Raw genomic sequence first — 24,563 nt, 5'->3', positions numbered from 1 at the left:
TGTAATAATTTGACAAATAAAACTGAAAGCATTGATTCCTCAAGAATTTATGCTGTAGCTGTAGTACCTAACTTATAAATTAGACACGATACGAGGATCGAGTCCGTACTGTGATGGCAGTTCCAAATGATCGCGGAGGGTCTTTCCTTGGTAGCCGTCGGGAATTAGACCGCGTTTGCGCAGAATAGGTATAACACGTTCAACAAATTCATCTATTTCAGTATGAAAATCGTCAAAGTTCATCACAAACCCATCTACCGCCTCAGCCTCAAACAATTCTTGTAGGTGGTCAGCTACCTGCTCAGCCGTTAAACCCGTATAAGGGGCAAATACAACAAACTTTATTTCCTCTGGTCCACGGCCAGCCTGCACCGCTGCCTCTTGCAAGGTTTGGCGCATAGCCCGGTGTTGTTCCATACTAGATGGCATTCCAATAACTAGATTGGCGTACATGCCAGCTGCCTTTAGTCCATATCCACTGGTTACAGGCATCATAATGACTGGCTGACCTTGCTCTGATGGAGGGACAGGTAGTGGTCCGCGTGCCCCAACATGTCTTCTCTGAAGGTTGACAGGTCGAATATAAGCTGGGTTAGCGAACATGCCGGCTTGGTCGGGCTTCCCTGCCTTTTCGCCCCAGCTTCCCCAGAGTGCCTGTACGAGGTGTATCACTTCGTGGAGCCGCTCATACTTTTTTTCCCGTGGTGGCAATGTCATACCAAAGTTGGCGAAGGCTTCGGGTTCGTAGCTTGGGACGGCATTCCATCCTGCCCTGCCTCGACTAATAACATCGAGTGCCTTGAGTTGACGGGCCAAGAGATACGGCTCTGTGAAGGTGGTGGATGCCGTACCAATCAGCCCAATACGTTCGGTCGCCTGGGCTACTGCCGAAAGAGTGATGATCGGGTCAATGTTGAATATGGGAGGTGACAAGGCAGGGTTTCCACGCATGAAGAGACGGTCGGGTAGGAAAATAAAATCCATTCCGCCTCGTTCCGCTGTCCTTGCCTGCTTTACCGTAGCATCAATGTTCGTATATGAGCTGGGATCAATGTGTGACTTTCGCCAGGTGGCGGGATTATTTCCGAAGTTATTCCCCAGAACCACACCCAGTATCATTTTCTTTTTGTTCATTTTTGCTTTATCCATTAGAAAAAATGTATTACTGATGAAAAACAACTGTTCTGAAAATCGGGTCTCTGCCAAGTTTATAGCTGTTACCGGGTGCACTTGGATCTGCATAACCGAAAGAAATTCCGAATAACATTCTAAGTTCTTTTGGAACATTCAATATTTCCCTTACAGTATCAGCAAAAAAACCTACAGCCGTTTGCGGTACTCCTGCTAATCCGTGAGCCGTAAGAGACAAAAGAAAGTTTTGACCATACATTCCAATATCTCCGCCAACACGTACATTATCACCAAATGAAGGCATGAATGGAATGGCTAAATGTGGCGCATTGTAAAATTTATAATTTTGATTTGAAACTTCTTTTCGACCTTCTTTATTTTCACGTTTAACAGAAAACGCTTCATAAAGTGCTTTGCCTTGGTCAAACCTACGTTCATCATAACGCCCATAAAACTCAGCTGCATCAAAGCTGAAATCAGGCGACATATTTCCTGCCTCATCCGCTTTTAAGATGGCTTCCGATAATTGTTTAAGCTTGTCTCCAGAAACCACGTGGGTTTCCCAAGGTTGTGTATTGCAGTTTGAGGGAGCTAAAGAAGCTTCTTCTAGGACAGAATTTAGGATGTCTGAAGGTACTTGATCCGGTAGGAAGCCTCGACAAGATGTTCTTTCTCGAACCACTTTGTGAAAAGATGGCGATTCGGCTATAGATCCATGAAGATTATTTTTTAAACTATTTTCTTCCATAGTTGATGCTTTTTTTATTAAAATTTAAATGAATGTTTTATTGAATTTCTTTGAATGAAAAAGAATTTCAATCGTTTGCAAAAAGAGCTATTTGGCTTTATACAACTCGCTATCATTGAGGTTTATTTCGGTCATAATTTCTGCAAATAGTCTAACAGATTTCAACCGGTCTTCTAAGGCGTATGCTGTAGATACCGCTATCAGTTCATCCACTCCAGTTTCATCAAGAAAAACCTGAATCTGACTTTTCACGGTCTGTTTATTTCCTACAAAAGAATATTTCAGCATTTGATTTAAAGAAGTGTGATTAAACATGGCAGCCAATTCCTCTGTCATTGCTGTTGGCGGATGCAGGGGCTCTCTGGCTCCCGTTAATACTGACATAAACATTCTGATTAAGCTGGTGAACATGCGTTCGGCTTCTTCGTCTGTGTCTGCTATATAAACGTTGACTCCTGCAATTTTATAAGGTTGCTGGAGAAATTCAGAAGGTTGAAACTCCTGTTCGTATATCCTTAAAGCATTCTGTAAGTGTGTGGATGCAAAATGACTCGCAAAGGCATAAGGCAAGCCTTCTTTTGCTGCCAAGTGAGCACTATCTGTGCTGGAGCCTAATATATAAAGGGGCACATTTGTACCTTCCGCAATGGTAGCTCGTACATTCGAGTTTTTATTTTCCAGAGAAAAGTATTGCTGAATTTTCTTTATCTCCCCGGGAAATGAATGCGCTGCCTGCATAAAATCAGATCGTATAGCTTGGGCAGTTTGAGGATCTGTACCCGGTGCCCGCCCCAGACCTAAATCAATCCTGTCAGGATACAAATGCGCCAAAGTTCCAAATTGTTCCGCTATAATTAGGGGAGAGTGGTTGGGAAGCATAATCCCTCCTGACCCTACTCTTATGCTGTTAGTGTTTTCTGCGACATACCCAATAAGCAAAGAGGTAGCGCTACTGCCAATATTATCTGAATTATGGTGCTCTGCAAACCAAATGCGTTTGTAGTTTGAAGCTTCCGCCTCTTTAGCAAGCGCCAATGACTTGTGCAGCGTTTGTTGTATAGTGTCATCTTGGGAAACTACAGCTAGTTCTAAAATGGAATATCCTATTTTTTCTTTCTTCATATATTCTGAGATGCTGTTAATCTTTACTTAAGAAATTCTAACAATAAGCCCCAATAGCATCTGATTCTCAAAATCCTGGTCTTCATCTTTACCAATCGGTCCGATACCAAATATTAAGACCGTGTCTATTGACTATTATTTTTAAAGAGTTAATACCGCAGTATTTATCTATGTAGTCTGTCTTATAATTTCTCTTGCAAATTTACTAAAAATAACTTTCCTTTGTATAGTACTTTCCTAAAGGAAAGTAAAAACCAAATAAGTATGTCTGTAAAAAAAAGATACAATAACTGTCTGGAAACTGTGATACCCGTGCGCGACACCTTAGAGGTTATCAATGGCAAATGGAAATTGCAAATTATTATTTCATTGGGTTTTGGCAATGAAAGATTTACGGATATTCAGGATAGCATCGATGGCTTAACACCAAAAGTTTTGGCAAAAGAGCTGAAGGATTTGGAGGAACACCTGCTCATCAAAAGAATTGTGATAGACGATTATCCAGTAAAAATCTTGTATAAACTGACGCCTTATGCAGCTACATTAAATCCGATAATCCTTGCGCTTAAAGATTGGGGTATAAATCACAGAAAGAAAATATTTAATAAAGAGTAAGGATTTAAGAAGCAGTACTAAAAACTACCGTCAACATCTTATCTGGGCAAGATGCAGGTTTAGTGCTAAATTGAAGATTTGTTTTTCTATATCGTAAAAACTTTTTCTATTTGGAGAAAAAAGTCAATTAGCAAACATAAAATGGTTTTGCTTACAATAGGATTCTTAGGTATGATGAATTTAAAAAATCATTTTACTGACAACCAATTGGTTATCAAAAACAGCTAAAATTTATTGGTTATACTTGTTTTTGGTATTAGTTATTTTACCAAATAAAACTATATTTGCGCCCACAAAACTTTTACTACGGGCGTAGTTCAAGGGTAGAATAGCGGTCTCCAAAACCGTTGATGGGGGTTCGAATCCCTCCGCCCGTGCAAACTAAAATAACAAAGCCTCAAAAATAATTTTGAGGCTTTGTTATTTTATAAAACTTACTTTTTATTTCTTAAAAACTTTTTTCAAGAAACTATCAATATATCCAATGGTAGGACTAAACCAAGGCTCGAACAAACAAAAAGTATGTGGTGAGTTTTCAAATTCATGCACTTCGGAATAGATCCCGTTTTCGGTCAGCACTTTTCTAAAATCATCTCTGCCGGCATGCATTCGCGCTACAGAACTATTGATAAAAACAAAGGGAGGGGTTTGTGCACTTACATAACTTAAAGGTGATGCGGCTTCCCAGAGTTTTGGATTGTCTTTTTTAGTATAACCAAACCAATAAGTTCCTGCAGAAACATTTTTACTTTCATCCCCTTCTCCTCCTTCAGGATGCACAAAAGATAACGTTCCGTCAATATCGACTACCGCATTTACCTGAGACTGAGAATCGGAATTGGTTACCACACCCTCAAACAGTGGCATATTCGCTGTTGTTCCCATAAAGGCTGCCATTTCGCCTCCGGCAGAGAACCCCAATGCTACAATCTGATTAGGATTAACATTGTATTGACTGGCATTTTTTCGAACCCAACGTATGGCAGCTTTCACATCATAAATAGCAGCCGGAAAAAGTGCCTCAGTCGAAAGTCGGTATTCCGGAGTGAAACACACATACCCTAAACTCGCTAATTTTTGTGCCATCGGATGGTGTTGTTGCCTGTTCCCGGAACGCCAGCCTCCACCGTGGATAATGATAATTGCAGTTTGCTTTTGCGTTGCATTTTTATCATAAAAAACATCCAATTTCATTTTGCGTTTGCCATAACTACAATAGGTAATATTGTTTTTTTGCTTTACATTTTCAAAATGCATTTCAGGAACCATCGTGGTATTAGGATGGTATTTCAATGTTTTTTTAAAAGCACTCGCTGTCGCAAAAGATGTATCTCTTACTTGGGTGAGACCTTTTAAATATTGTGCGTTTAGATTTTGATAACAAATCACAAAAAACAAAAACGATATAGTTTTTAATTTTTTGTTTGTACAATACAATCCTAATTTTTTCATCGGTAATTTTTAAATTAATATTTCTTGGAATGAATTTATAAAAAACACTTTATAAATTAAAACATAAACCCATTTATTAGGCTAAAGTCCATCCCTATTGATTTTTTTAATTATTTCGCTTTAAAACTATAGGTTTTTCCGGCAAGGGTATTAAAATCGTATTCCTTGGTTTCAGGAATTTTAAATCCTTTTAAATTTGCTTTTTCTGAAATTAGCGGTTCTTTGATTGTGGAAATTTGGAAAAAAGGATTGGTATTTTCTCCTTTGGCAACAGCCAAATTTGTTTCTCCCTCAAGCATAATATCCGAAGCCAGACGCAATCTGCAATTTCCTCCCAACTCCGATTTCACATTTAGCTGTTTTAGCTTTCCGTTTACCCATTCGATATCTATTTCAAAACCACCTCTGGCTTTTAAACCCGTAACTTTACCGTTTTTAAAATTATCCGGTAAAGCCGGAAGTACATAAATTACGCCATCATAACTTTGTAACAACATCTCAGTAATTCCGGCAGTACAGCCAAAATTTCCATCAATTTGAAAAGGTGGATGTGCATCTAAAAGATTGGGATAGGTTCCTCCCTGTTGTCCTTTTGTTTCAAGTGGCGCGGGACTTAGTTGATCTTTTATTAATTTGAAAGCTCTGTTTCCATCCAGTAATCGAGCCCACCAGTTTACTTTCCAGCCCATAGACCATCCTGTGGAAACATCCCCTCTGGAAATCAGCGTATTCTTTGCTGCTTCGACCAATTGCGGAGTTCGGAATGGTGAAATTTGTCCCGATGGAAACAGACAATATAAATGTGAAATATGCCTGTGATGATCATTTGGTTTGTCCCAGTTATGAAGCCATTCCTGCAATTGCGAAAGTTTACCAATTTGCATTGGAGGCAATCTTTTTAGAGCAACAGCAACCGAATCAGCAAATGGTTTATCTGTTTCTAAAATTTCAGAAGCATTAAGTATATTATTGAATACATCAAAAACCAACTGATTATCCATGGTTGTTCCCGCAGAAACGCCCACACTGCTTTCATACGTATTTTCGGGAGACATGGACGGAGCAACAACCAGCCATTTGTGTTCCGGTTCTTCCTGAAGCACATCCAGATAAAACTGGGCTGCCCCTTTTAAAACCGGATAATACTCTTGTAAGAATGCTTTATCACCAGTATATAAATAGTGTTGCCACAAATGCTGCGTAAGCCATGCACCACCCATTGGCCAAAGCCCATAAAAACCACCGTCTACTACTCCTGTCATGCGCCACAAATCAGTGTTATGGTGCATGTTCCAACCACGGGCATGGTACATTTCGGAAGCACTTTCTTTTCCTGTCTGGGCTAAATCTTTCAGCATACTGAATAACGGCTGGTGCATTTCACTCAGATTTGTTATTTCGGCAGGCCAATAATTCATTTCGGTATTAATATTTACCGTATACTTACTGTCCCACGAAGGATTTAATTTATGATTCCAAATTCCCTGAAGATTCGCCGGCTGATTTCCGGGCTGCGAACTGGAAATCAACAAGTATCTTCCAAACTGAAAATATAGCCCCACCAATTGCGGGTCATAAGAAGTAGCAAATTCTTTAATTCTTACATCAGTAGTTTTATCGGACTGAGGCGAATCTCCCAGATACAAAGAAACTCTGTTAAAATACTTTTGGTAGGCTGCAACGTGGTTTTGATAAGATTCAGCATAGTTTTTTTTCGAAGCTTTTTCTAAAATGGCAGTAGCTTTTTCGGTTGCATCAACCGACAGCTCTTTGTAATTCCTAAAATTGGTTGCAATCGAAATTCGTATAATAACCTCATCGGCATTGGTGATGGTAAGTTTATCTGCTGTAGCTGTTAATCTTCCTCCTTTTAGCGTACAGGCTGCTTCTCCTACGAATTTTATTTTCCCTTTTTTATTATCGGCATCTCCGGTTGTTCCTTCAAAAAAGAGTTTGTTATCCTGAGTTTTAAAATTACTAATCAGTTGCGGACTTGTAGCTGACAATGAAAAACTAATGCTTTCTTTCTTATCGGCAGTCAGTCTCACTACAATGACATCATCAGCAAAGGAAGCAAATATTTCCCGTTTATAATTAACACCATTGGCTTCATAGCTTACAGACGAAACTGCTTTTTCTATATCCAAATCCCTTTTATAATCAGAATAATTTTCGTGACCCGGAAATTCAATCCACAAACTTCCTACAGTTTGATACGGCATTCCGTAGTTTAAATCTTTTGGAGCTTGTCTAGGGAAAGTTTTATTGGCTAAATCCTGAGCTTCTTTATTTTTATTTTCGAAAAGTAATTTTCTTATTTCTTCAATATTAGAATAAACATTTTTAGGCACATTATTACCGGGTTCACCCGCCCAAACGGTTTCTTCGTTTAATTGCAGCTCTTCTTTTTCCGGGTTTCCAAAAACCATTGCCCCCAAACGACCGTTTCCTATTGGCAATGCTTCATTCCAATTAGTGGATGGTTTATCGTAGTGTAATTTTAATTTTTGCTGTGCATTTCCCTGAAAAACGGCTATCGAAACTACTAAACAACTGGTAATAATTTTAATTTTGTTCATTCTTTATTGTTTTGCAATACTAATATTACATGATTTATTTATTTTTTTAAACAATGACTCCTTTTTTAGAAAAATATAAATATAAAGCTATTCGAAAAATTAATCCCGAATAGCTTTATATAATTTAAAAAACTAATTTTTAACAAATCTCCAAACCTGCCCTTTTGAAATTCCTCCTTTTTGATCTTTTACGTCCACACTCCAATAGTATGTTCCTGAAGAATTCAGACTCTGAGTATAAGTTTTCAGACTTTGATTAGAAGAAATCTTTGCAGTTGGCGGATTTGTTGTTCCAAAATACACATCATAAGTAAGTACATCATTTGCATCTACATCCGAAGCATCCCATTCTAAAATGACTGAATTAGTCGTTAAAACCGAAGACAATTCCGGTTTTACAAGCGACGGGACAAAAGGCAAATGATTGGTTAATCCGACACCTTCGGTATAAAACTGAAATACCTCCGAATATTTACCGGATAAATTTTGTGAATCTATTGCTTTTACCCTCCAATAATAACGCATCCCTTTTTCTAATGAAATGCTTTTAGTTGTTCCTGATGCGGAATTAGTGTAATCAATTTGTTTAAACTGATTGTCTTTAGCAACTTCAATTTGGTAAGTTATAGCATCAAAATCCGGATCAGATGCAGCATTCCATTCAAAAACCACTACATTATCAATACACAATAAATTATTTGCTGGTGTCACTAAACCGGGGATTGAAGGTGCTTTATTTTCAGTAACAGGATCTGAATTATCGTCTCCGCCTCCACAAGACATTAATAACAAAGCACAACATATTGGGAATAAATATTTTCTCATTTTATTATTTTTTTATAATTCTGAATACTGCTGTCTCCTCAGATAAATACACCCTGACAAAATAAACACCTACAGGATTAGACTCCAGATTCATTTGGACTTTCCCATCAGTTACTTTGTAGCTGTCAGAGGAAATTAATTGCGATTTAACATCCAGCAAGTCCACTTTTACATTATCAAGCCCAAGAGGGATATCAATATCAAAAGCTGCTGTAGTTGGATTTGGATAAGCCACCAACAAAGCATTATCGATTTTTGAATTGATTGTTCCTTCACAGGCAATTGCCGTCTGAACCTGAACTAAATCTCCGGGATTTACATCAATTGAAAAAGAAGCAGCAGTAGTTTCTAATACATTTTTTCCATTTAGCAAAACAGTATAAGGTGCTGTACCTTTTTCAATATCTACTGAAAGTTTATCCGAAACCATGGCTGTTTTAGCAGTTATATTCGTTCCGCTTTCCACCGCTACATTAAAGCATTGGCTATAGGATTCAGAAGCAACAGCAATACAGAAATCATACATTCCGGGCGTGACATTTTCAATTGTTTTAGCAGTAGTAAAATTATAGGTCACTCCGTTAATCACTGTAGTATAATTCAATGCTTTTTTAGCAGCAATAATTATTTTCCCGTTCTTTTTATCCTTACAACTTTCTCCAATAACCTCTATTGAAAAATTATCAGAAGCCAAAGTAAAGCAACCATTCGCATCTACTGCAGCACCGGATGTAGTATTTGGACATAAATCCTTACTATCAGGCACTCCGTCATTATCACTATCTGATTCTACTGCTGCAACGACAATTTGTTTTGTTATAGAATTAGTACATAAAGTATAAGTAATAGTAGTAGTTCCCGAGGCTAAAGCTGTAAGCAAACCATTCGCATCGATTGTTGCTGTAGCAGTTGCACTACTTGTCCATGTTCCACCAGAAATGGGATGCGATAATTGAAGTGTAGTACCTACTGCTATTTGCGAGATATTTGCTGCAGTAACAATTGGAGAAGCTGAAACATCCGGACAGCTAATAGTAATTTCATTTGATGCTGAACCCAGTCCTCCCATAGAATTAGCTGCTCTGACTGTATATTTACCAGATACCGTTGCTGCAGGGATTAGGTAACTGTTTGTTGTTACAAAATCAACAAATAGTCCATCCTTGAAAACAGCCCAACCCAATACATAATTATTATTGTCCCATGCAAGTGTTGTTCCGTTAAGCACTACGTTATTAGGTTTTGCAGCCTGATCCGTGTATAGTTTAGGTTGCCAGCTATCATTTCCTCCCAAAACATTCTCAATAGTGTAAGTTAATGCCTGTGTTTCTGTGAGTACAGGATTGAGTACCACTGTAGTGGCATCTTTTGTGTAAGAAGTACGGCGATTGCTTAAATCTACAATTCCTCCTGTGGTAGTCTGACTATTGTATTCCGCAAAACGATAAGGAACAACATTCATAGGATCACCCCATCCATTTGCTGTTGGAAGCACCTTCATTTTTGTATTAATATAGGCAACTTTAGGCTGACCATTCCACGGACGACCCAGTCTGTAAGAGCTGTTATTAACACCAAAACCATCAATAGTACAATTACTGAAAACATATCCCCAATTACGATCTGCACTACTTGCATTTGCAGTAACAACATTGCCTGATCTATCCTCTAAATACATCGTACATTCATTAAAAAACACATCACCGCCACCAAATATAAAATCTACAGTTCCGTGAATTTCACTTGTTTCCAGGTAGTATCTGTTATTTCCGGTATAGTAAGTGTCCTGATTGCTTAGCAGTTTCACATTTTTATAAATATTTCTGTCGCCCTGATCCCGAAGAGCAACAGCGCGTCCTGTGAAAGTTCCTGTACGATAATCCATTTTGTTCAAAAGGGTTATATCCTGCATATAAATATTGGTTGACGAAGAAAGGAAATTAATAGTTGGTGTAGTTCCAATACCTTCATTTGCTGCCAAAGGTTTATTAAACAGGATAACTCCATCTGCGCTTTGTCCAATGTAAGATACATTTGGAATACCAATAGAGGTTTGCTGTGTAGCATCTCCAGTTGTATTACCCAAATCATATTCTCCATCAGGGAAAAAGATAAAGAAACGTTCCCCGGTGGAAGCATTAGCCTGAGCTGCTGCTTTTGCTGCCGCAAAATCACCATTGACACCTACGATAAAATCATACTTTTTCTTAGTCACCACCGGCTTGTTTAAAGTAGTGAATGAGAAAGAAACAGGAGTAGTTAACGTATTTCCTGATAAATCAGACACTACACCGCCAGCAAGTGTAAAAGTATAATTAGTATTATAATCTAAGCCTGTATAAGGAAAACTTATTGTTTTACCAAAAACTACCGGGGTTAAAGTTTTACTTCCGAGCATAGCAGTAACAGCTGCTGTTATTTGGATTTTCTCGTCAAAATTAAGTACAATATTCCCGCTTGTTGATGCAGTTGCAGCTCCATTTGCAGGAATGCTCGCGGTCAAAACAGGAGCAACACCATCATTAACAATAGCCTGTGAACCTAATACATAAATATCAGAAATAGAGGTGCCGTCATTAGTTGTTCCGGCACCAATTCTAGGCGATGTATAATCCGGAATCCAGCGGATATAAACTAACGGAGCGTTATTAGCATCAGCAGGCAAATTAAAAGTCTGGTCATTCCAAACTTGTGGAGTAGTCAGTGTATAACTACCTAGGGGAGTGAAATTGGTTCCATCCAGAGAATATTCCACATTTTGCACAGAATAAGCAACATAATTAAACAACAAACCTGCACGAACACTCATATTGATAAAATCGGTGGCATTAAAGCTAATCTGATAATAATATTTATCATCTATAAGCCTCCAGTTTACAGCGGAACCTCTTCCATAATTACCTCCTTCTGACACTGATTTGCCCAACCAGGAAGTATTTGTTCCATCTGCTTTTCTCAACACCAATGCTGAAGCAGTATTATCTGTTTTTGAAGCAAAATCTGCCACACGTCCTGAACTTCCCGTTTTGTAGAAATCCCAGCCCACTACATAATCAACCACGCTAAATACCGCATTGACTGTCTTGTCCTGATTCATCACTACTGACAGTTCCGAAGTAGTTTCCCCCGTTCCCCAATTAGAAAAACTCATTATCGGATTAGCGGATGCTTTAATCAAAACATTGGTCCCTTCTTCATATTTCATCACAGCTCCCACTTCAGTACCTGCGGGAGTCGCAGTTACCATATACTCTTTACCACCGTTCACCGTCAGGTTAAGTGCATAGGTGTTTCTTACATTAAAAACTGCTTTTAGCGATGTATCAGCTGCTATGGCAAAGGTATAAGGATTGTCTGTCGATATTTGTTGACCAGCCGGGTTTTCCCAATGTGAAAAAGCATAACCAAAGTTTTTAGCAGCAGTAACTGTAATCGAAGTTCCTGCATCATGAATGCTGCCTACCGGAAGATTACTGACACTCCCTCCTGTTTCTGGAACAGCTGAGGTTGTTAAGGTATAAGTTGTTACAGCAGCAACACTTCCTTTAATAGTTCCATTGATTTTTATATTGGACAGACCAACTGATTTTCCGGAACCCAGACTATGTATATAGACCTCTAAAGTACATTCTTTTGTAGATGTTGGTAAAGCCAATGATGCTAAATCAATATTTACGGAGGTGGTATTATCTCCCGCTACTATAGCTCCATCACGTGCGGGTTTAATATTAGCCTGTATTAATGTTGAGGTTGTAGTAGTTCCGTCATTAGATTTCCAATACAAATCAATAAGACCGGAGCCAGTACCAAAACGCAGACAATTGAACGAAATCGAACTAGGTTTAAAATCTAATCCTGTTACCGGTGTAATACTATAAGCTAATAAATTTTCTGCTACTGCTCCTACGGGAGAGTTACCTGATGCTAAGGCACATTTTATATTTGTAAAAACCACGCCCGCTAAAGTGGGGTCGGCTGTTACAGTGGACGCATTGGGAGTGGTTGTACCGTTATAAACATAATTGCTTGCCAGTGTAACCAAAGCCGGTTTAAAATAACTCTCAGTTCCGGAACCATAAGTAGGAAGCTGGTTTGCCGTTCCTGAATTAAATGCCCAGCTGACTGTTGCCGTGGTATTTACCGATTGAGCAAAGGATTGACAATGCAACCCCAAAATCAGAAAGAGTATTCCGATTTTAAAAAAAGTAATGTTTTTTCCCATAATTGATTGAAAATAAACATAAGAGAATAGTAATAGCAGCCCGGGATACCGGGCTTATAAAAATAACTTTATAGCATAAAAAAAGTATTGAGCTATTACTATTCTCTTTTTGGTTGGTTAATGATGGTTTTTAGTTGGTCAAATTTTATAAAAAAATCTTAAAGTAGATTCATTTATAAACCATGTTTCGCTTTCCAATTGGTATATTCTGAACCAATTAAACCGGATGGCCAGTTACCGTACCAGGAATACCCTACCCTTCTCTCATTTTCAATTTCTGCCAATGTAGTTTTTGGAATTCCATCTCGACCGCAAAACATTGGTAAATTATTCGTTAAATCATAAAATCTTGCCCAGATTACATTGCCGGGTGCAGCAACCACCACAACATCCTGACCTGACGGCTGAGAAGAATCATTAATTTTTTCTGTCTTGATATCAAAAATTTTGGCTCCGTTAAACCAGTCAACGGCATCTTTCACCGCTTGTTTTACTGCTGCAGATGGTTGTTCTACAAGCATCAAAACACGTACAATAGCCACAGATTCTGAGCCACTAAAAGATGGCAGTTCATAGGATCTGGCTAATGCAGGCAGCAGTGTTACTTCATCATGTTGTGCACACCACACTGTTTTCTTGCCTTTATACGTAATTTGAGTTTTCAATATAATATCAATTCCTTTGTTAAAAGCGGTAGTTGCTTTCTCTTTATAAGCTGTATTTACCAGATCTAAATTGTTTTTCCCTTTTATAATATCCCACATCAAATTCATCACATTCGCAATAGCATTATCATTATAGGTTATCTGATGTCTGTAACCACTTTTGTCCGGATAGTATTGTGGCCAGCCACCATTAGCATATTGTGCTAAAAACAGCCAGTCGATTGCTTTCTCGGCAGCAGCCAAATAATTCGGGTTCTGAGTTGTTTTATAGTCGGCCAGTAACCATCTCAATTCCGTTACCACGTGTCCGTTATCGATGGTTGTATCGGTATTGTTTTTTGTAGCCAATGCAGTAGTTTTTTCCTGAGCTGTTGGTGCTACATTGTAATCATTTAAATCAGGAATAGCTTTTCCCCAGCCTCCATTACTTCTTTGCCATAACAAAATGCTTTCGCCTCTTACTGTCGTTTGGAACGAAACGCCCGAAATAGTTATATCAATTTGAGTACTTTTTCCACTTCCATCAGTAGTGGTTGCTGTTACAGTTACCGTACCATTGGTTTTAGGGGTCAATAATCCCGTAGCACTAATAGTTGCTATAGCCTGATTTGAAATAGTCCAGGTAAGCGTTTTGTTAGTCGCATTTGCAGGAGTAATCTGTGTTGTTAACTGTAATGGCTGACCGTTGGAGATTGTAGCTGCTGTAATCGTTATATTTTCTACAAATACTGTAGGTGTTGTTATACCCGAAACAGTATACGTTTTGCTTCCTTTAACCCCTGATCCGTCTGTAGCCTTGGCAGTAACCTCTACTGTTCCGTTTTTTATTCCGGTTAGTATTCCGGTTTCGGTAATTACTGCAACTTCAGAATCAGAAACGCTCCACTCTACTTCTTTTTGACTTGCATCTGTAGGAAGCACAGTCACTGTAAGCGGCTTAGGTGTACTGGTCAGTGCATTATTACCATTAATTACAATTGTTTTTACTTGTACTTCTTTATCCATATCGTCGTCTTTCGAACAGGAAAACAAAAACAAGAATACTAAACCTAATAAAGCTATACTTTTTTTCATATTTTTTATTATTAAATATTATTAAAATCAATTAATTGTATTGTCCTGAATTTACTGCGTCAACTAAGCTGTTAACATATACTTCTATATTATCATAAGCGGTACTGAGTTCCTTTCCGTTAGCATTAGCCTTTTTAGGATTAAGTTTCATTTTAACTTCCCATTCGTCCGGCATTCCGTCATTATCGCTATCTAACAAAGGAGTTGTACTTTTTAGTTCAGGCCATCCGCCTACATCCTTTTGAGAATCAATAGCGCCTTTAGTTCCTCCATTTGAACCTTCAAATGAATAAGTATTGTTTTTAACATTGTCTACAATACGTTTATCAACAGCATCCCGTACTAAATTAGCCCCACTATAGGCCAGCACTCTGTCGTAAGCAACAACAGCAGTATGGGTGGTCACATTATTTTTTATATCTAATGGCTGAGCTAATTTCATTGCTGTTTTATCTGCATCAGAAACAGTCCCATAACTGGAGTGAAATTGATTGTAGACTCCTAAATCCCAATTGTTTTCGGTTGTAGCCGGACTTCCATCCACATAATTTCCGCTGATATAAAATTTGCCCCAAATATTGTAGACTTCAGTTCCAGAAATTTTATTTTTATCAATGGATACAATACGTGTTGTTTTAGAAGTCATTGGACCGGGTTTGTAATAACAGTTGATGATGTTTACATTCATCGCTTCGCCTCCATAACAGCTGTTTCCTCCCCAATTGTAGATTACGTTATTTCTCAAATCGACTAAATCTGTCAAAGCAAATGCTTTGCCTGCTTCTTCGCCTAATCTTGGATTCCGGCTATCGTGATGTGCTAAAAGATTATGATGGAAAGACGCATTTCTACCTCCCCAAACGCCACCATAACCATGAGAACCCTTGACATGAAAGGAAGTTTTTAAACTTTCGGAAATAATACACCATTGAACACTGGTATTTTCATTGGCATAAAAAGAAACACATTCATCGGTACACCAGCTCATAGAACAATGATCTACAATGATATTTTTATGAAACCGTCCGCCTAATGCGTCACCTTCCTGCTGAGCTTCATCGCCCATTCGGAACCGTATATAGCGAATAATAACATTATCAGCAGCTACAGTAACAGGATAATCTTTAACACAGATTCCGTCACCCGGAGCTGATTGACCAGCTATAGTTATGTCGGGATTGTTAATTTTTAAGGCTGATTTAAGACTGATGTTTCCTGATACTTTAAAAAGTATAATACGTGCTCCGGTTGTTTCTACAGCGGCTCTTAGGCTCCCTGTACCGGAATCATTTAAATTAGTAACAAATAAAACTTTTCCACCTCTTCCTCCGGTTGTTTTTTGTCCGAATCCCTGAGCTCCCGGAAAAGCAAAAGCTTCTTCATTAGTTTGTACCGGCTTTTCTGTTACTTCCTCAATAACAGTTTCTTTTTCGGAGCCGGAGTCCTTGCTACAGTTAGTGGTTAAGAATACTAAAAAAATAAGGTTTATTAATTTCATCTTTTTAAGGTATTTAAATTATTTAAATTTGGGGCATACATAAAGAGGCATGCATATTAAATAAGCATGCCTCAATAAAAAAACTAACAAACTAATTATTGTTATTAATAGGTCTTTAAGATTTCTGCAATACTAGAAAGTATTGCAGAAACTAAGTAAATGATTTGTTTTAGAATTCACCTAAAAGTGATACAAACCAATAATTATAATTTCAATCTCCATCTAGGATCACCCGCAGTTATTCTTCCTATAAAAGATTTATCCTTAAAATTGAAATCATTATTTTGTGGATCTACCCATAAATCGCTTTGATTTTTAGAGTATGTTTTTGGAGTCAAATTAGGAACCTCTTTACTCCAGGTAATATCAGATGTAGTATAGCTGTTACTCACATCAAAACTGGTATTAGCTAAACCATTAACAATCCCTACAGTTGTCCAGGTCGTTGCTGCACCGGTTTCATCCCAGGCGTGACCAAAAATAGAATTTTTAATAGAAATTCCGTTAGTCACATTTTCATTACCCGCACCTCCAAGATAACGGAAATAGTTGGTTACATTAGCAAAAGTAGATCCTTCAATTGCTATGCTTTCGGAATTGTTTCTGGAAACAATCAAATAGGTAACTTTATTAAAAGTACTGTTTGTTAATTTAATATTCTTAACAGTAGCTGTTTGTGGAGTACCCGGATTAGTATCACAGGTTAATAAACCGTAACCTCCGATACTATCTACTACAGAATTTTTAATTTCATAAGTATTAATAAGCGCATTTGTACCTCTTAATCTTACTACCCCTCTTAATGTACCTATTTTACAATTGTCGAATGTTAATTCATTAATGACGGTATTCCCACTAGATGGATTAAAAACATAATTTCCAGCATAATTTTTACCTCTTATTTCCAAATCGATAAAACGAATATGATCAATATTAGTTCCGGATGCAATATTCATATTACCATCTTTGTATAATTTAGCTTTTTGTTCGCCAAAACCATAAGCCGCTCTAATAGTTACTGATTTATTCATTGCATAAGACGGCATATCATAAGTCATCCCTCTTTTTATTAATATAATTGCACCTTCCGGAGCCGTTGCTAAAGCATTATCTATCGCTGAAGGACTCGTATCTGCTCTAATATCAATAACTCCCGGACCATTAGGGTCTATATCAGCTACCTTGGTTTTATAATCAACCCAACCTCTAAGTGTCGTACCACTATAAATAGCAATCTGATAACTTGTTTCCGGAGATAATCCTTCAACAAATGAAACTCCGGCTAATTGTTCTTCAGAAGAAACAGATTTTTGAGGAAACAGAGGTGTCTTAAGTTTTAAATCGTCCCCTGCAAAAACTTTGATTCCTGTCACAGCCTCACCTGCTACTGTCCATGATACTCTGGCAGCGATATCAGTCACATCAAAAGTAGCCGGAATATTTAATATTGTTGGAAAACGTTCTGTTTTCACATTCCCTAGGTCAGAAACTTTACTATCATACTGAGGGTCTTGTGCATGAGCAGTTGCTCTAATCTGATACAAGGTGTTCCAAAATAATTCTTCACCAATAAGTTCCTCGTTAATTTCAATACGGCTTACTTCAGTATTTATAGTATAATCAATGGTTTTAAAAGTATCTCTACTCACTTCTACAGTATAACCAATTGCCTCTTTTAATTTTCCCATGTTAACAATTACAACATTACCTTCAGCAAATAAATCTTCTGAAAGAACTGGTCGAAACAAACGTGTCTTTGCAAATACTTCTTCGTCTGCCTGACAAGCATTAAAGACTATAACGCTTAAGCATAAAAACAGAATTATCTTTACACTTAAAATATTATTTATATTTTTCATCTTTATATTTTTATAACTGGTTATTTAAATTCGTACCCATCATTTTTGAGTGTACCATCACTATTTGCTATATTAATTGCAGGTATTGGAAAGATATATCTAGCTACACCTGGTTTCGGTCCATCTAAATAATATTTTGCATAATCCTTAGTAATCCACTCTTGATAAGTAGTTGTACTGTTATACAATTGTATTAAAAACGGCTGTCTTTTCCATGTATCATCAGGAGCAGTGGCAACTTTAGTATCTGGATTTAAAACTACAAAATCACCATTTTCATTCAACTTCCAATACATATAATCAGGTCCTGTACCTGTACCTGAATTTGCCTCATCTGCTAATTTCTTCAGACCTTCCACAGTTTCTTTCACTTTATCTGAATAAATACCCCATCTAATTAATTCATATTTACGTATCATTTCTCCACCAAATTCCCAAGCACGCTCATCAACAATTGCATCAAAAAAAGCTGCTTTAGATCCTGATACCTGAGCAACATATCCATCCACTTTAGTAATCCAATCCGTTTGATCAAAAGCTCTTTGACGTACTCTTTTAAGTGCATATTGAGCTTCAGCAGTAGGACCATTTAATTCATTTTCAGCTTCAGCATACATCAATAGAACGTCTGCATAACGCATCATAGGCCAGTTAATACCTGTACCTTTAGCAGATTGTTTCCCTGGAGGTGTATCTAAAAAGTGTCTGCTCCATTTTCCTTGAGCAATGTTATTTACATTGGAAATAAATTCCGGAACAAAATCTGTATTAATTTTATATAAAGCACAAGTAACTTCTCTACGTTTATCTTTACTATCAAAAGACAAATAATAAGTAACAGGGATTCCCATGTAGTTACCACCCGAACCATAATCATGTTTAGAAGTTGGTCCTCCATCTACTGTTATTCCGATATTCCATGCTACATCACCACTTCCTTTAGGAAATGGAACTTCCCATAAAATTTCTTCATTTAAAGGAGTTAAAAACTTACATTGATTCATGAATATCTTTCTAAAATCTGTAGGTAAGACTCTGTCCTTTAATGTAATTAATTTTTCAGTATAATCTTTTGCAATTTGATAATAATCTAAATAATCGCTATCTCTTACCATATTCAATTCCGGAGTCAAATAATATCCGCCTCTTTGTAATGATAGTCTGGCAATCATCCCTAAAGCATATTCGCGATTCACTTGTTCAATACCGTATGGAAGCTGGTCAGCCCATAACATACTCTCTTCTATATCAATTATATTTTGAATTTCCTGAGTTAAAATTTCATTTCTGTTTGATTTAGGAAGATTAAAATTCATCCCTGAGACAGGGGCTTGCGTCAAATAAGGTACATCTCCAAAATAATAGGCTAACATACTGTACCAATATGCTCTGAGTACATAACATTCCCCTAATAATTGATTAAAAGTTCTTTTTACACTTGCATCTGAAGATTCTAAATTACCGCTTTGCTTTATTCCGTCAATAGCTATATTAGCATCTCTGATAGCTCTATAGGCGTATGTCCATACAATATTTAAATCCCCATTTGTATCTAAAGCATTTAAATCCCAAATTTGGTATCTGTCTGCTGTACTATTCCATCCGGAATTTCTTTCAATATCAGTATTACCACACATATTATTTGATAGTCTGGATCTAAAGGCATCCTGTTGAAAATAAGAATACACTGCGTTAACGCCTTTTCTGGCATCATCAACATTAGAAAAGATATATTTATTATCAACAGTTGAAAGAGAATCTGGGTCTAAAAAATCTTTTTCACAGGAGGCTAATAGCAAAATTGCTAAAAGGGCCATTATATATTTTGTTTTCATATCTAAAATATTTTATTTAAAATGTTACGTTTAAACCAAGCGTGTAGGAACGGCTTTTAGGAAAAGAAGAATAATCAACACCTGGCGTAAGAGGATCTCTGGACTGTGAATTAACATCCGGATCATAACCGGAATATTTTGTCCAAATATGTAAATTTCTACCTGTACCAAATATTCTGAATTGTGATAAACCAACTTTTGAGATTAATTTTTTAGGTAAACTATATCCTAATGTTAAATTGTTTAATCTCAAAAAGGATCCGTCTTCAATAGCAAAATCACTAATAACAGCCTGAGCAATACCAAAACTACTATGCGACCATATATTCTTCCCTTCGTTCATTTCTGCTAATTGCGTCAGGTCAGTCACTATACCTCCAGGAGTTCCGGTATATTGACCGTCTATATCAACATAAGTAAATCTGTTATCTGAGCTCATTGTTGATAATAAATTACCAAAAGTAACTCTTCTGAATTGATTGTATTGAATCTTCCCTGTATTATAAACCTCATTACCAACCTGGTAGTCAAAAAATGTAGATAAATCAAAACCTTTATAACTTACATTAAAACCAAAACCACCCTGAAAATCTGGTGTAGCATTTCCTAAAACTTTTCTATCATTATCATTAATTTCTCCATCTCCGTTTAAATCTTTGATTTTCATGAAACCAGGTCTGATATTAGCATTCCCTACAAGAGCGCCACTATTTGGTACACCTTCTTTTAAAATGTATTTTCGAGTAGTTTCATCATAACTTTGAAAATCATCAGTTGAGTAAAATCCATCCGTTACAAATCCATAAAAATCTCCGATTTTACCACCTACTTTTACATAGAAATCATTAATGTTTTTTAAATCGGTACTTGCCCAATTGGATCTGATGTTATTCAATTCGGTTATTTTACCATCCAGTTTATCAATTTTAAAATCGTTTTTTCCAATATTAGCATTAATCGAAAAATTAAAATCATCTGAATCAACTACTATAGCATTAAGTGCAAGTTCAAAACCTCTGTTTGAAGTATTACCAATATTAGCATATTGTTTATCAAAACCAGAACTAAGAGGTATATCTACCTGATAAAGCAAATCCCTTGTTACATTTTTATAATAATCGATACTACCACTTAATCTTCTGTTAAAAAGTCCAAAATCCAAACCAACATTCGCAGTTGCAGTAGTTTCCCATATTAAATCAGGATTATATAAAATATTAGAAGGTGTATAATACAGATTATCCACATTTCCAAAACCAGGTCCTCTTAAGGTAGAACCGGTGAATAAAAATTGGGATCCTTCAGTTGAAATACCATCATTTCCTGTTTCTCCATAACTTAATCTCAACTTTAATTCATCTACGAAATCTACATCTTTCAAGAAATTTTCATTATTCATTTTCCAGGCAAATGCTAAAGCTGGAAAAAGCCCTAATCTGTTTTTTCCTCTAAACTTACTCGATTCGTCAGCTCTTCCCGTAAGTGTCAAGATATACTTATCATTTAGCTGAAAATCAAATCTCCCAAAAAAAGAATTTCTGTTAGCTGGAGTAGATTCACCACCTGCAATTCTATCTACTCTTCCAAATTGCATGTTTGCAAATAATTCCTCAGGGGTAATTGATAATCTATAATCTTCACCTCTCAAGAAATTATCTTTACCTGTTTTTGAGTAGATCTCATGCCCTACTAAAATATCTAATTTTAGCGCATCCCATTTTTTTCTATAATTCATGGTATTTACTAAACGTAAGGTCTGACCTTCAGCAATTGTTCTTTCCCCTAGTGGTAAACTTCCTCCATTATTAAAAGACTCCCCAGTAAGTGGTCCGTAGAATCTTAACTGTTCAGAATATGCTCTGGATGTAGTAACAGTTGACTTAGCATCCAAATCTTTTAAGATAGACCAAGTCAATCCAGCAGAAAAAACATATTCATTCGTCGTTCTTTTTCTCCAATCCTGTTTTATTAATTCGCTTGGATCTACTAAACTCAGGATAAATTGTTGAAAATCATCATCACTATTTAGCTGAGTAAGATCGATATCCAGATCATCAGCAATACCATTTATAGGTCTTGCCTGAACTGCATCTTTTATTTTTAATTGTGCATTTGTAGAGGTGCCTGCACCATCTATCACAGTATTAGTAATTCTTGCCGTAAAGTCAGCCTTAAGATTTTTAAATACCTGCTGATTTAATTTAAAGTTAATGGCTGTTCTTTCAAGTCCGGATCCATTTAATAAGCCCTCATCTTTATTATTTGTAAGACTTAAATTAGCTTTAGTAACTTCATTACCTCCTCCAATACTTAAATTATGAGATTGAGAAAGCCTGGAAGCTCCAAAAATTTTATCCTGCCAGTCCGTCGCTCTTTTTTGTTTATACAATTCTAAATCATCATACTTTCCATAGAATTTTTCAAAATTTTCTAACTGAGTCGTTCCCTGAATCGCTGCATACTCATAATTAGCCAATGCAAATTCATAAGGACTTAATACATCATATTTTCTGTTTTTAGGTAATTCACTAAATTGGAAAAAATTATTGTAAGATACATTTACCCTACCTGCTACAGGATCTTTAGTAGTTACTACAATTACCCCGTTAGAACCTTGCGCTCCGTAAATAGCCGTAGCCGCAGCATCTTTTAAAACATCAATACTGGCAATATCATTTACTGGAATATTATCGATACTTCCCACAATAAGTCCATCAACAATAAACAAAGGATCATTGTTTTGCGAAATCGAAGTCCCTCCACGAACTCTAATCCTGATACTTGCGCCTGGCTCACCATCCGCTGAAGTAACATTTACACCAGGTAATCTTCCTTTTAAAGCTTCGGCTGCATTAGTTACCGGTATTTTAGAAAGCTCTTTACTGGTAATACTCGCTGTAGCACCAGTCATATCAGCCTTTCTTACTTTTCCATAACCATAATTAACAACTATTTCATTTAATTCGCTAATATCTACCTGCATGGAAACATTGATAACAGTTCGGTTTTTTACTTCAACTACCTGGTCTTTATAACCAATATAAGAAAAAACCAAAGTAGCGTTTGGACTAATTGAATTAAGTTTAAAATTACCATCCATATCGGTACTTGTTGAAACAGAAGTACCTTTAACGACAACTCCTAAACCTGGCATTGGCATATTATTTTCATCTTTTACAACTCCAGATACCGAAATAGCATCCTGCTCATCAGCTGTTTTCACTACTGTATTCATTTTTACCGGAACGAGCTGCTCTTTCTTTTTTACTAATAATATCTGGCGATCATTGATAGTATATACAATGTCAGTTCCTTTAAATACTTTTTCTAAAATTTCAGTTATTTTCTTTTTTTCAACATTCAGGGAAACCTTTCTGTCTAAATCAATCAAACTGCTTTCAAATAAAAATCGATATTCTGAAACAGACTCTATTTTATTGAATAACTGTTCAACAGAAGTATTAGTCACATTCAATGTCAGCTTTGTGTTTTGTGAATAGGTACTGGCTTGGATTCTCACCAAAGACAATATCAACAATAGTGTGGTTAGTTTCATTTTCAGGCTAATTTTAGGCAAATACGGACAAAGCCATTCACCTTTAATTATTTTTTTCATAATTTTGGTTGTTTTTTAAATGATTTGATTTCTACACGTCGTTTGAAAGCACATTACTAAATCGGGAAATACTGGTACTATTTTCCGATTTTTTTTTATGTACTTCTTCTTTTAAAAAATTACACTCTCATTTCATAAATTAGTTTTAGTCGTTATTAATTAGTTAGTTTATTGTTATTTGTTTTCCTTCTTTGCTGAAACTAAAATTCTGAATCTTACTCATTGCCATCAGCACTTCATCAATACTTTCTATATTTTTATTAAAGCTGGCATTAAATTTCTTCTCGAAAAGATCTGTTTTCTGATTATTTATAGTAACATTATAACTTCGTTCCAGCTTTATAATAATGTCCTTAAATGCTGTTTTTCTAAAAACAATTTCACCTGTCATCCATTCAGTATAGTTTCGGGTATCTACTTTTTTAACTGCTATTTCTGTTTTCTGGCTATTCCAGGTTCCTTTTTCTCCAGGAACAAGCATTGTATTTTTGTCCGGCATACCAACATTCGATAAGCTAACTGATCCTTCAACCAATACCGCATTGATATCAGCATCTTCTTTATAGGAACTCACATTGAATTTTGTCCCTAAAACTTTAACATTCATTCCTCTTGTTTTCACTACAAAAGGATGCATTTTATCTTTGGTAACATCAAAAAAGGCTTCTCCTTCCAAAATAACTTCTCTGTTTTGACCTTTAATAAACTGAACCGGATATTTTAAAGACGAACCTGCATTCATAAATACCTGTGTACCATCAGACAATGTTATTTCAAAAGTTTTTCCATAAGGAATTTTTATTTCGTTATATACTAATTTATCTACAGAACCAGATGAGCGGTAACTAATCTTATTTTCTTTTTGAGAAGCAACAACAGCTCCGTTCTTTTTTATAATTTGCTGTACTCCATTAGGATTCAAAATCTGAATATCACCATTTTCTAAAACCAACTGGATGGCATCATCAGGAATTACTGTTTTCGTTTGCGTATCTGTTTTATACTGAAAGATATAAACCAGACTTAATAAACCAATAAAGATTGCTGCATACTGAAAAATATTTCTCCAGTTAATAAAAACAGGATTTTTCTTAACATTTATTTTTTCTTTTAATTCCTCCCAGTTTTCTTCAGCATTTAGTGATTCAACGTATACTAATGCTTCTTTCAACAAACCATTGTCCTGAATCTCTTTTATCAATTCCTGCTCTTCCTGAGACAACAATTCCATCCTAGCAGTATCAATACTGCCATTACTTACTATTTCTTTAAGAATATTAACCAAATTTGGGTCAGAGTCCATATATTTTTCTTGTATGTTA

14 protein-coding genes and 1 tRNA gene are annotated in these 24,563 nt (G+C 36.4%); 2 read left to right on the top strand and 13 right to left on the bottom strand.

The genetic code is table 11. The annotated features are described in order from the left end of the window. Nucleotides 1-72: 72 nt before the first annotated feature. The 3 genes from ACSV4D_RS01780 to ACSV4D_RS01770 form a co-directional block, all read right to left on the bottom strand. A complete protein-coding gene (locus ACSV4D_RS01780) occupies nucleotides 73-1,206 on the bottom strand; it encodes an LLM class flavin-dependent oxidoreductase (protein WP_439226897.1) in 1,134 nt (377 codons plus the stop codon). Next, entirely contained in the window at nucleotides 1,163-1,813 is a 651-nt protein-coding gene (locus ACSV4D_RS01775; RefSeq protein ID WP_439226896.1) for a nitroreductase, read from the bottom strand. The genes ACSV4D_RS01780 and ACSV4D_RS01775 overlap by 44 nt, the downstream gene beginning before the upstream one ends. A gap of 153 nt (nucleotides 1,814-1,966) precedes the next feature. Continuing rightward, nucleotides 1,967-3,001 (bottom strand): LLM class flavin-dependent oxidoreductase, encoded by a 1,035-nt coding sequence (locus ACSV4D_RS01770; protein ID WP_439226895.1) that lies wholly within the window; start codon nucleotides 2,999-3,001, stop codon nucleotides 1,967-1,969. Nucleotides 3,002-3,265: 264 nt separating this feature from the next. Between ACSV4D_RS01770 and ACSV4D_RS01765 the strand changes: the two genes are divergently transcribed. Next, nucleotides 3,266-3,616 carry a winged helix-turn-helix transcriptional regulator gene (locus ACSV4D_RS01765; protein WP_439226894.1) on the top strand — a complete coding sequence of 117 codons (351 nt, stop codon included), beginning with the start codon at nucleotides 3,266-3,268 and terminating at the stop codon, nucleotides 3,614-3,616. 306 nt (nucleotides 3,617-3,922) lie between these two features. After that, a tRNA-Trp gene (locus ACSV4D_RS01760) sits at nucleotides 3,923-3,993 on the top strand. A 64-nt stretch (nucleotides 3,994-4,057) separates the two neighbouring features. Here the strand turns inward: ACSV4D_RS01760 and ACSV4D_RS01755 are convergent. The 10 genes from ACSV4D_RS01755 to ACSV4D_RS01710 all read right to left on the bottom strand — a co-directional run bounded on the left by ACSV4D_RS01755 (nucleotide 4,058) and on the right by ACSV4D_RS01710 (nucleotide 24,544). Continuing rightward, on the bottom strand, nucleotides 4,058-5,068 hold the full coding sequence (locus ACSV4D_RS01755) for an alpha/beta hydrolase fold domain-containing protein (protein WP_439226893.1): 1,011 nt from the start codon (nucleotides 5,066-5,068) through the stop codon (nucleotides 4,058-4,060). Between the two features lie 110 nt (nucleotides 5,069-5,178). Beyond that, nucleotides 5,179-7,647: a glycosyl hydrolase family 95 catalytic domain-containing protein gene (locus ACSV4D_RS01750; protein WP_439226892.1), complete on the bottom strand. Its 2,469-nt coding sequence runs from the start codon at nucleotides 7,645-7,647 to the stop codon at nucleotides 5,179-5,181. Nucleotides 7,648-7,779: 132 nt separating this feature from the next. Then, entirely contained in the window at nucleotides 7,780-8,472 is a 693-nt protein-coding gene (locus tag ACSV4D_RS01745) for a hypothetical protein (RefSeq protein WP_439226891.1), read from the bottom strand. 4 nt (nucleotides 8,473-8,476) lie between these two features. Continuing rightward, nucleotides 8,477-12,694, bottom strand: coding sequence for a pectinesterase family protein (locus tag ACSV4D_RS01740; RefSeq protein ID WP_439226890.1), 4,218 nt, complete (start codon nucleotides 12,692-12,694; stop codon nucleotides 8,477-8,479). A 173-nt stretch (nucleotides 12,695-12,867) separates the two neighbouring features. Next, nucleotides 12,868-14,433: a pectate lyase gene (gene pelA / locus ACSV4D_RS01735; RefSeq protein ID WP_439226889.1), complete on the bottom strand. Its 1,566-nt coding sequence runs from the start codon at nucleotides 14,431-14,433 to the stop codon at nucleotides 12,868-12,870. 31 nt (nucleotides 14,434-14,464) lie between these two features. After that, the gene (locus tag ACSV4D_RS01730) at nucleotides 14,465-15,931 is read right to left on the bottom strand and encodes a pectate lyase family protein (protein ID WP_439226888.1); all 1,467 of its coding nucleotides are present in this window, start codon (nucleotides 15,929-15,931) and stop codon (nucleotides 14,465-14,467) included. A gap of 203 nt (nucleotides 15,932-16,134) precedes the next feature. After that, nucleotides 16,135-17,790 carry a DUF4957 domain-containing protein gene (locus ACSV4D_RS01725; protein WP_439226887.1) on the bottom strand — a complete coding sequence of 552 codons (1,656 nt, stop codon included), beginning with the start codon at nucleotides 17,788-17,790 and terminating at the stop codon, nucleotides 16,135-16,137. A gap of 20 nt (nucleotides 17,791-17,810) precedes the next feature. Beyond that, a complete protein-coding gene (locus tag ACSV4D_RS01720) occupies nucleotides 17,811-19,625 on the bottom strand; it encodes a RagB/SusD family nutrient uptake outer membrane protein (protein WP_408081098.1) in 1,815 nt (604 codons plus the stop codon). Nucleotides 19,626-19,641: 16 nt separating this feature from the next. Continuing rightward, complete coding sequence (locus tag ACSV4D_RS01715) at nucleotides 19,642-23,241, bottom strand: TonB-dependent receptor (RefSeq protein WP_439226886.1); 3,600 nt, start codon at nucleotides 23,239-23,241, stop codon at nucleotides 19,642-19,644. A gap of 163 nt (nucleotides 23,242-23,404) precedes the next feature. Then, nucleotides 23,405-24,544: a FecR family protein gene (locus ACSV4D_RS01710; protein WP_439226885.1), complete on the bottom strand. Its 1,140-nt coding sequence runs from the start codon at nucleotides 24,542-24,544 to the stop codon at nucleotides 23,405-23,407. Nucleotides 24,545-24,563 lie beyond the last annotated feature (19 nt).

It is taken from the genome of Flavobacterium sp. ARAG 55.4, assembly GCF_051846875.1.
Lineage (GTDB): Bacteria > Bacteroidota > Bacteroidia > Flavobacteriales > Flavobacteriaceae > Flavobacterium > Flavobacterium plantiphilum.
The sequence above is the reverse complement of the archived record's forward strand: the minus strand, read 5'-3'. Positions and strand labels throughout refer to the sequence as shown.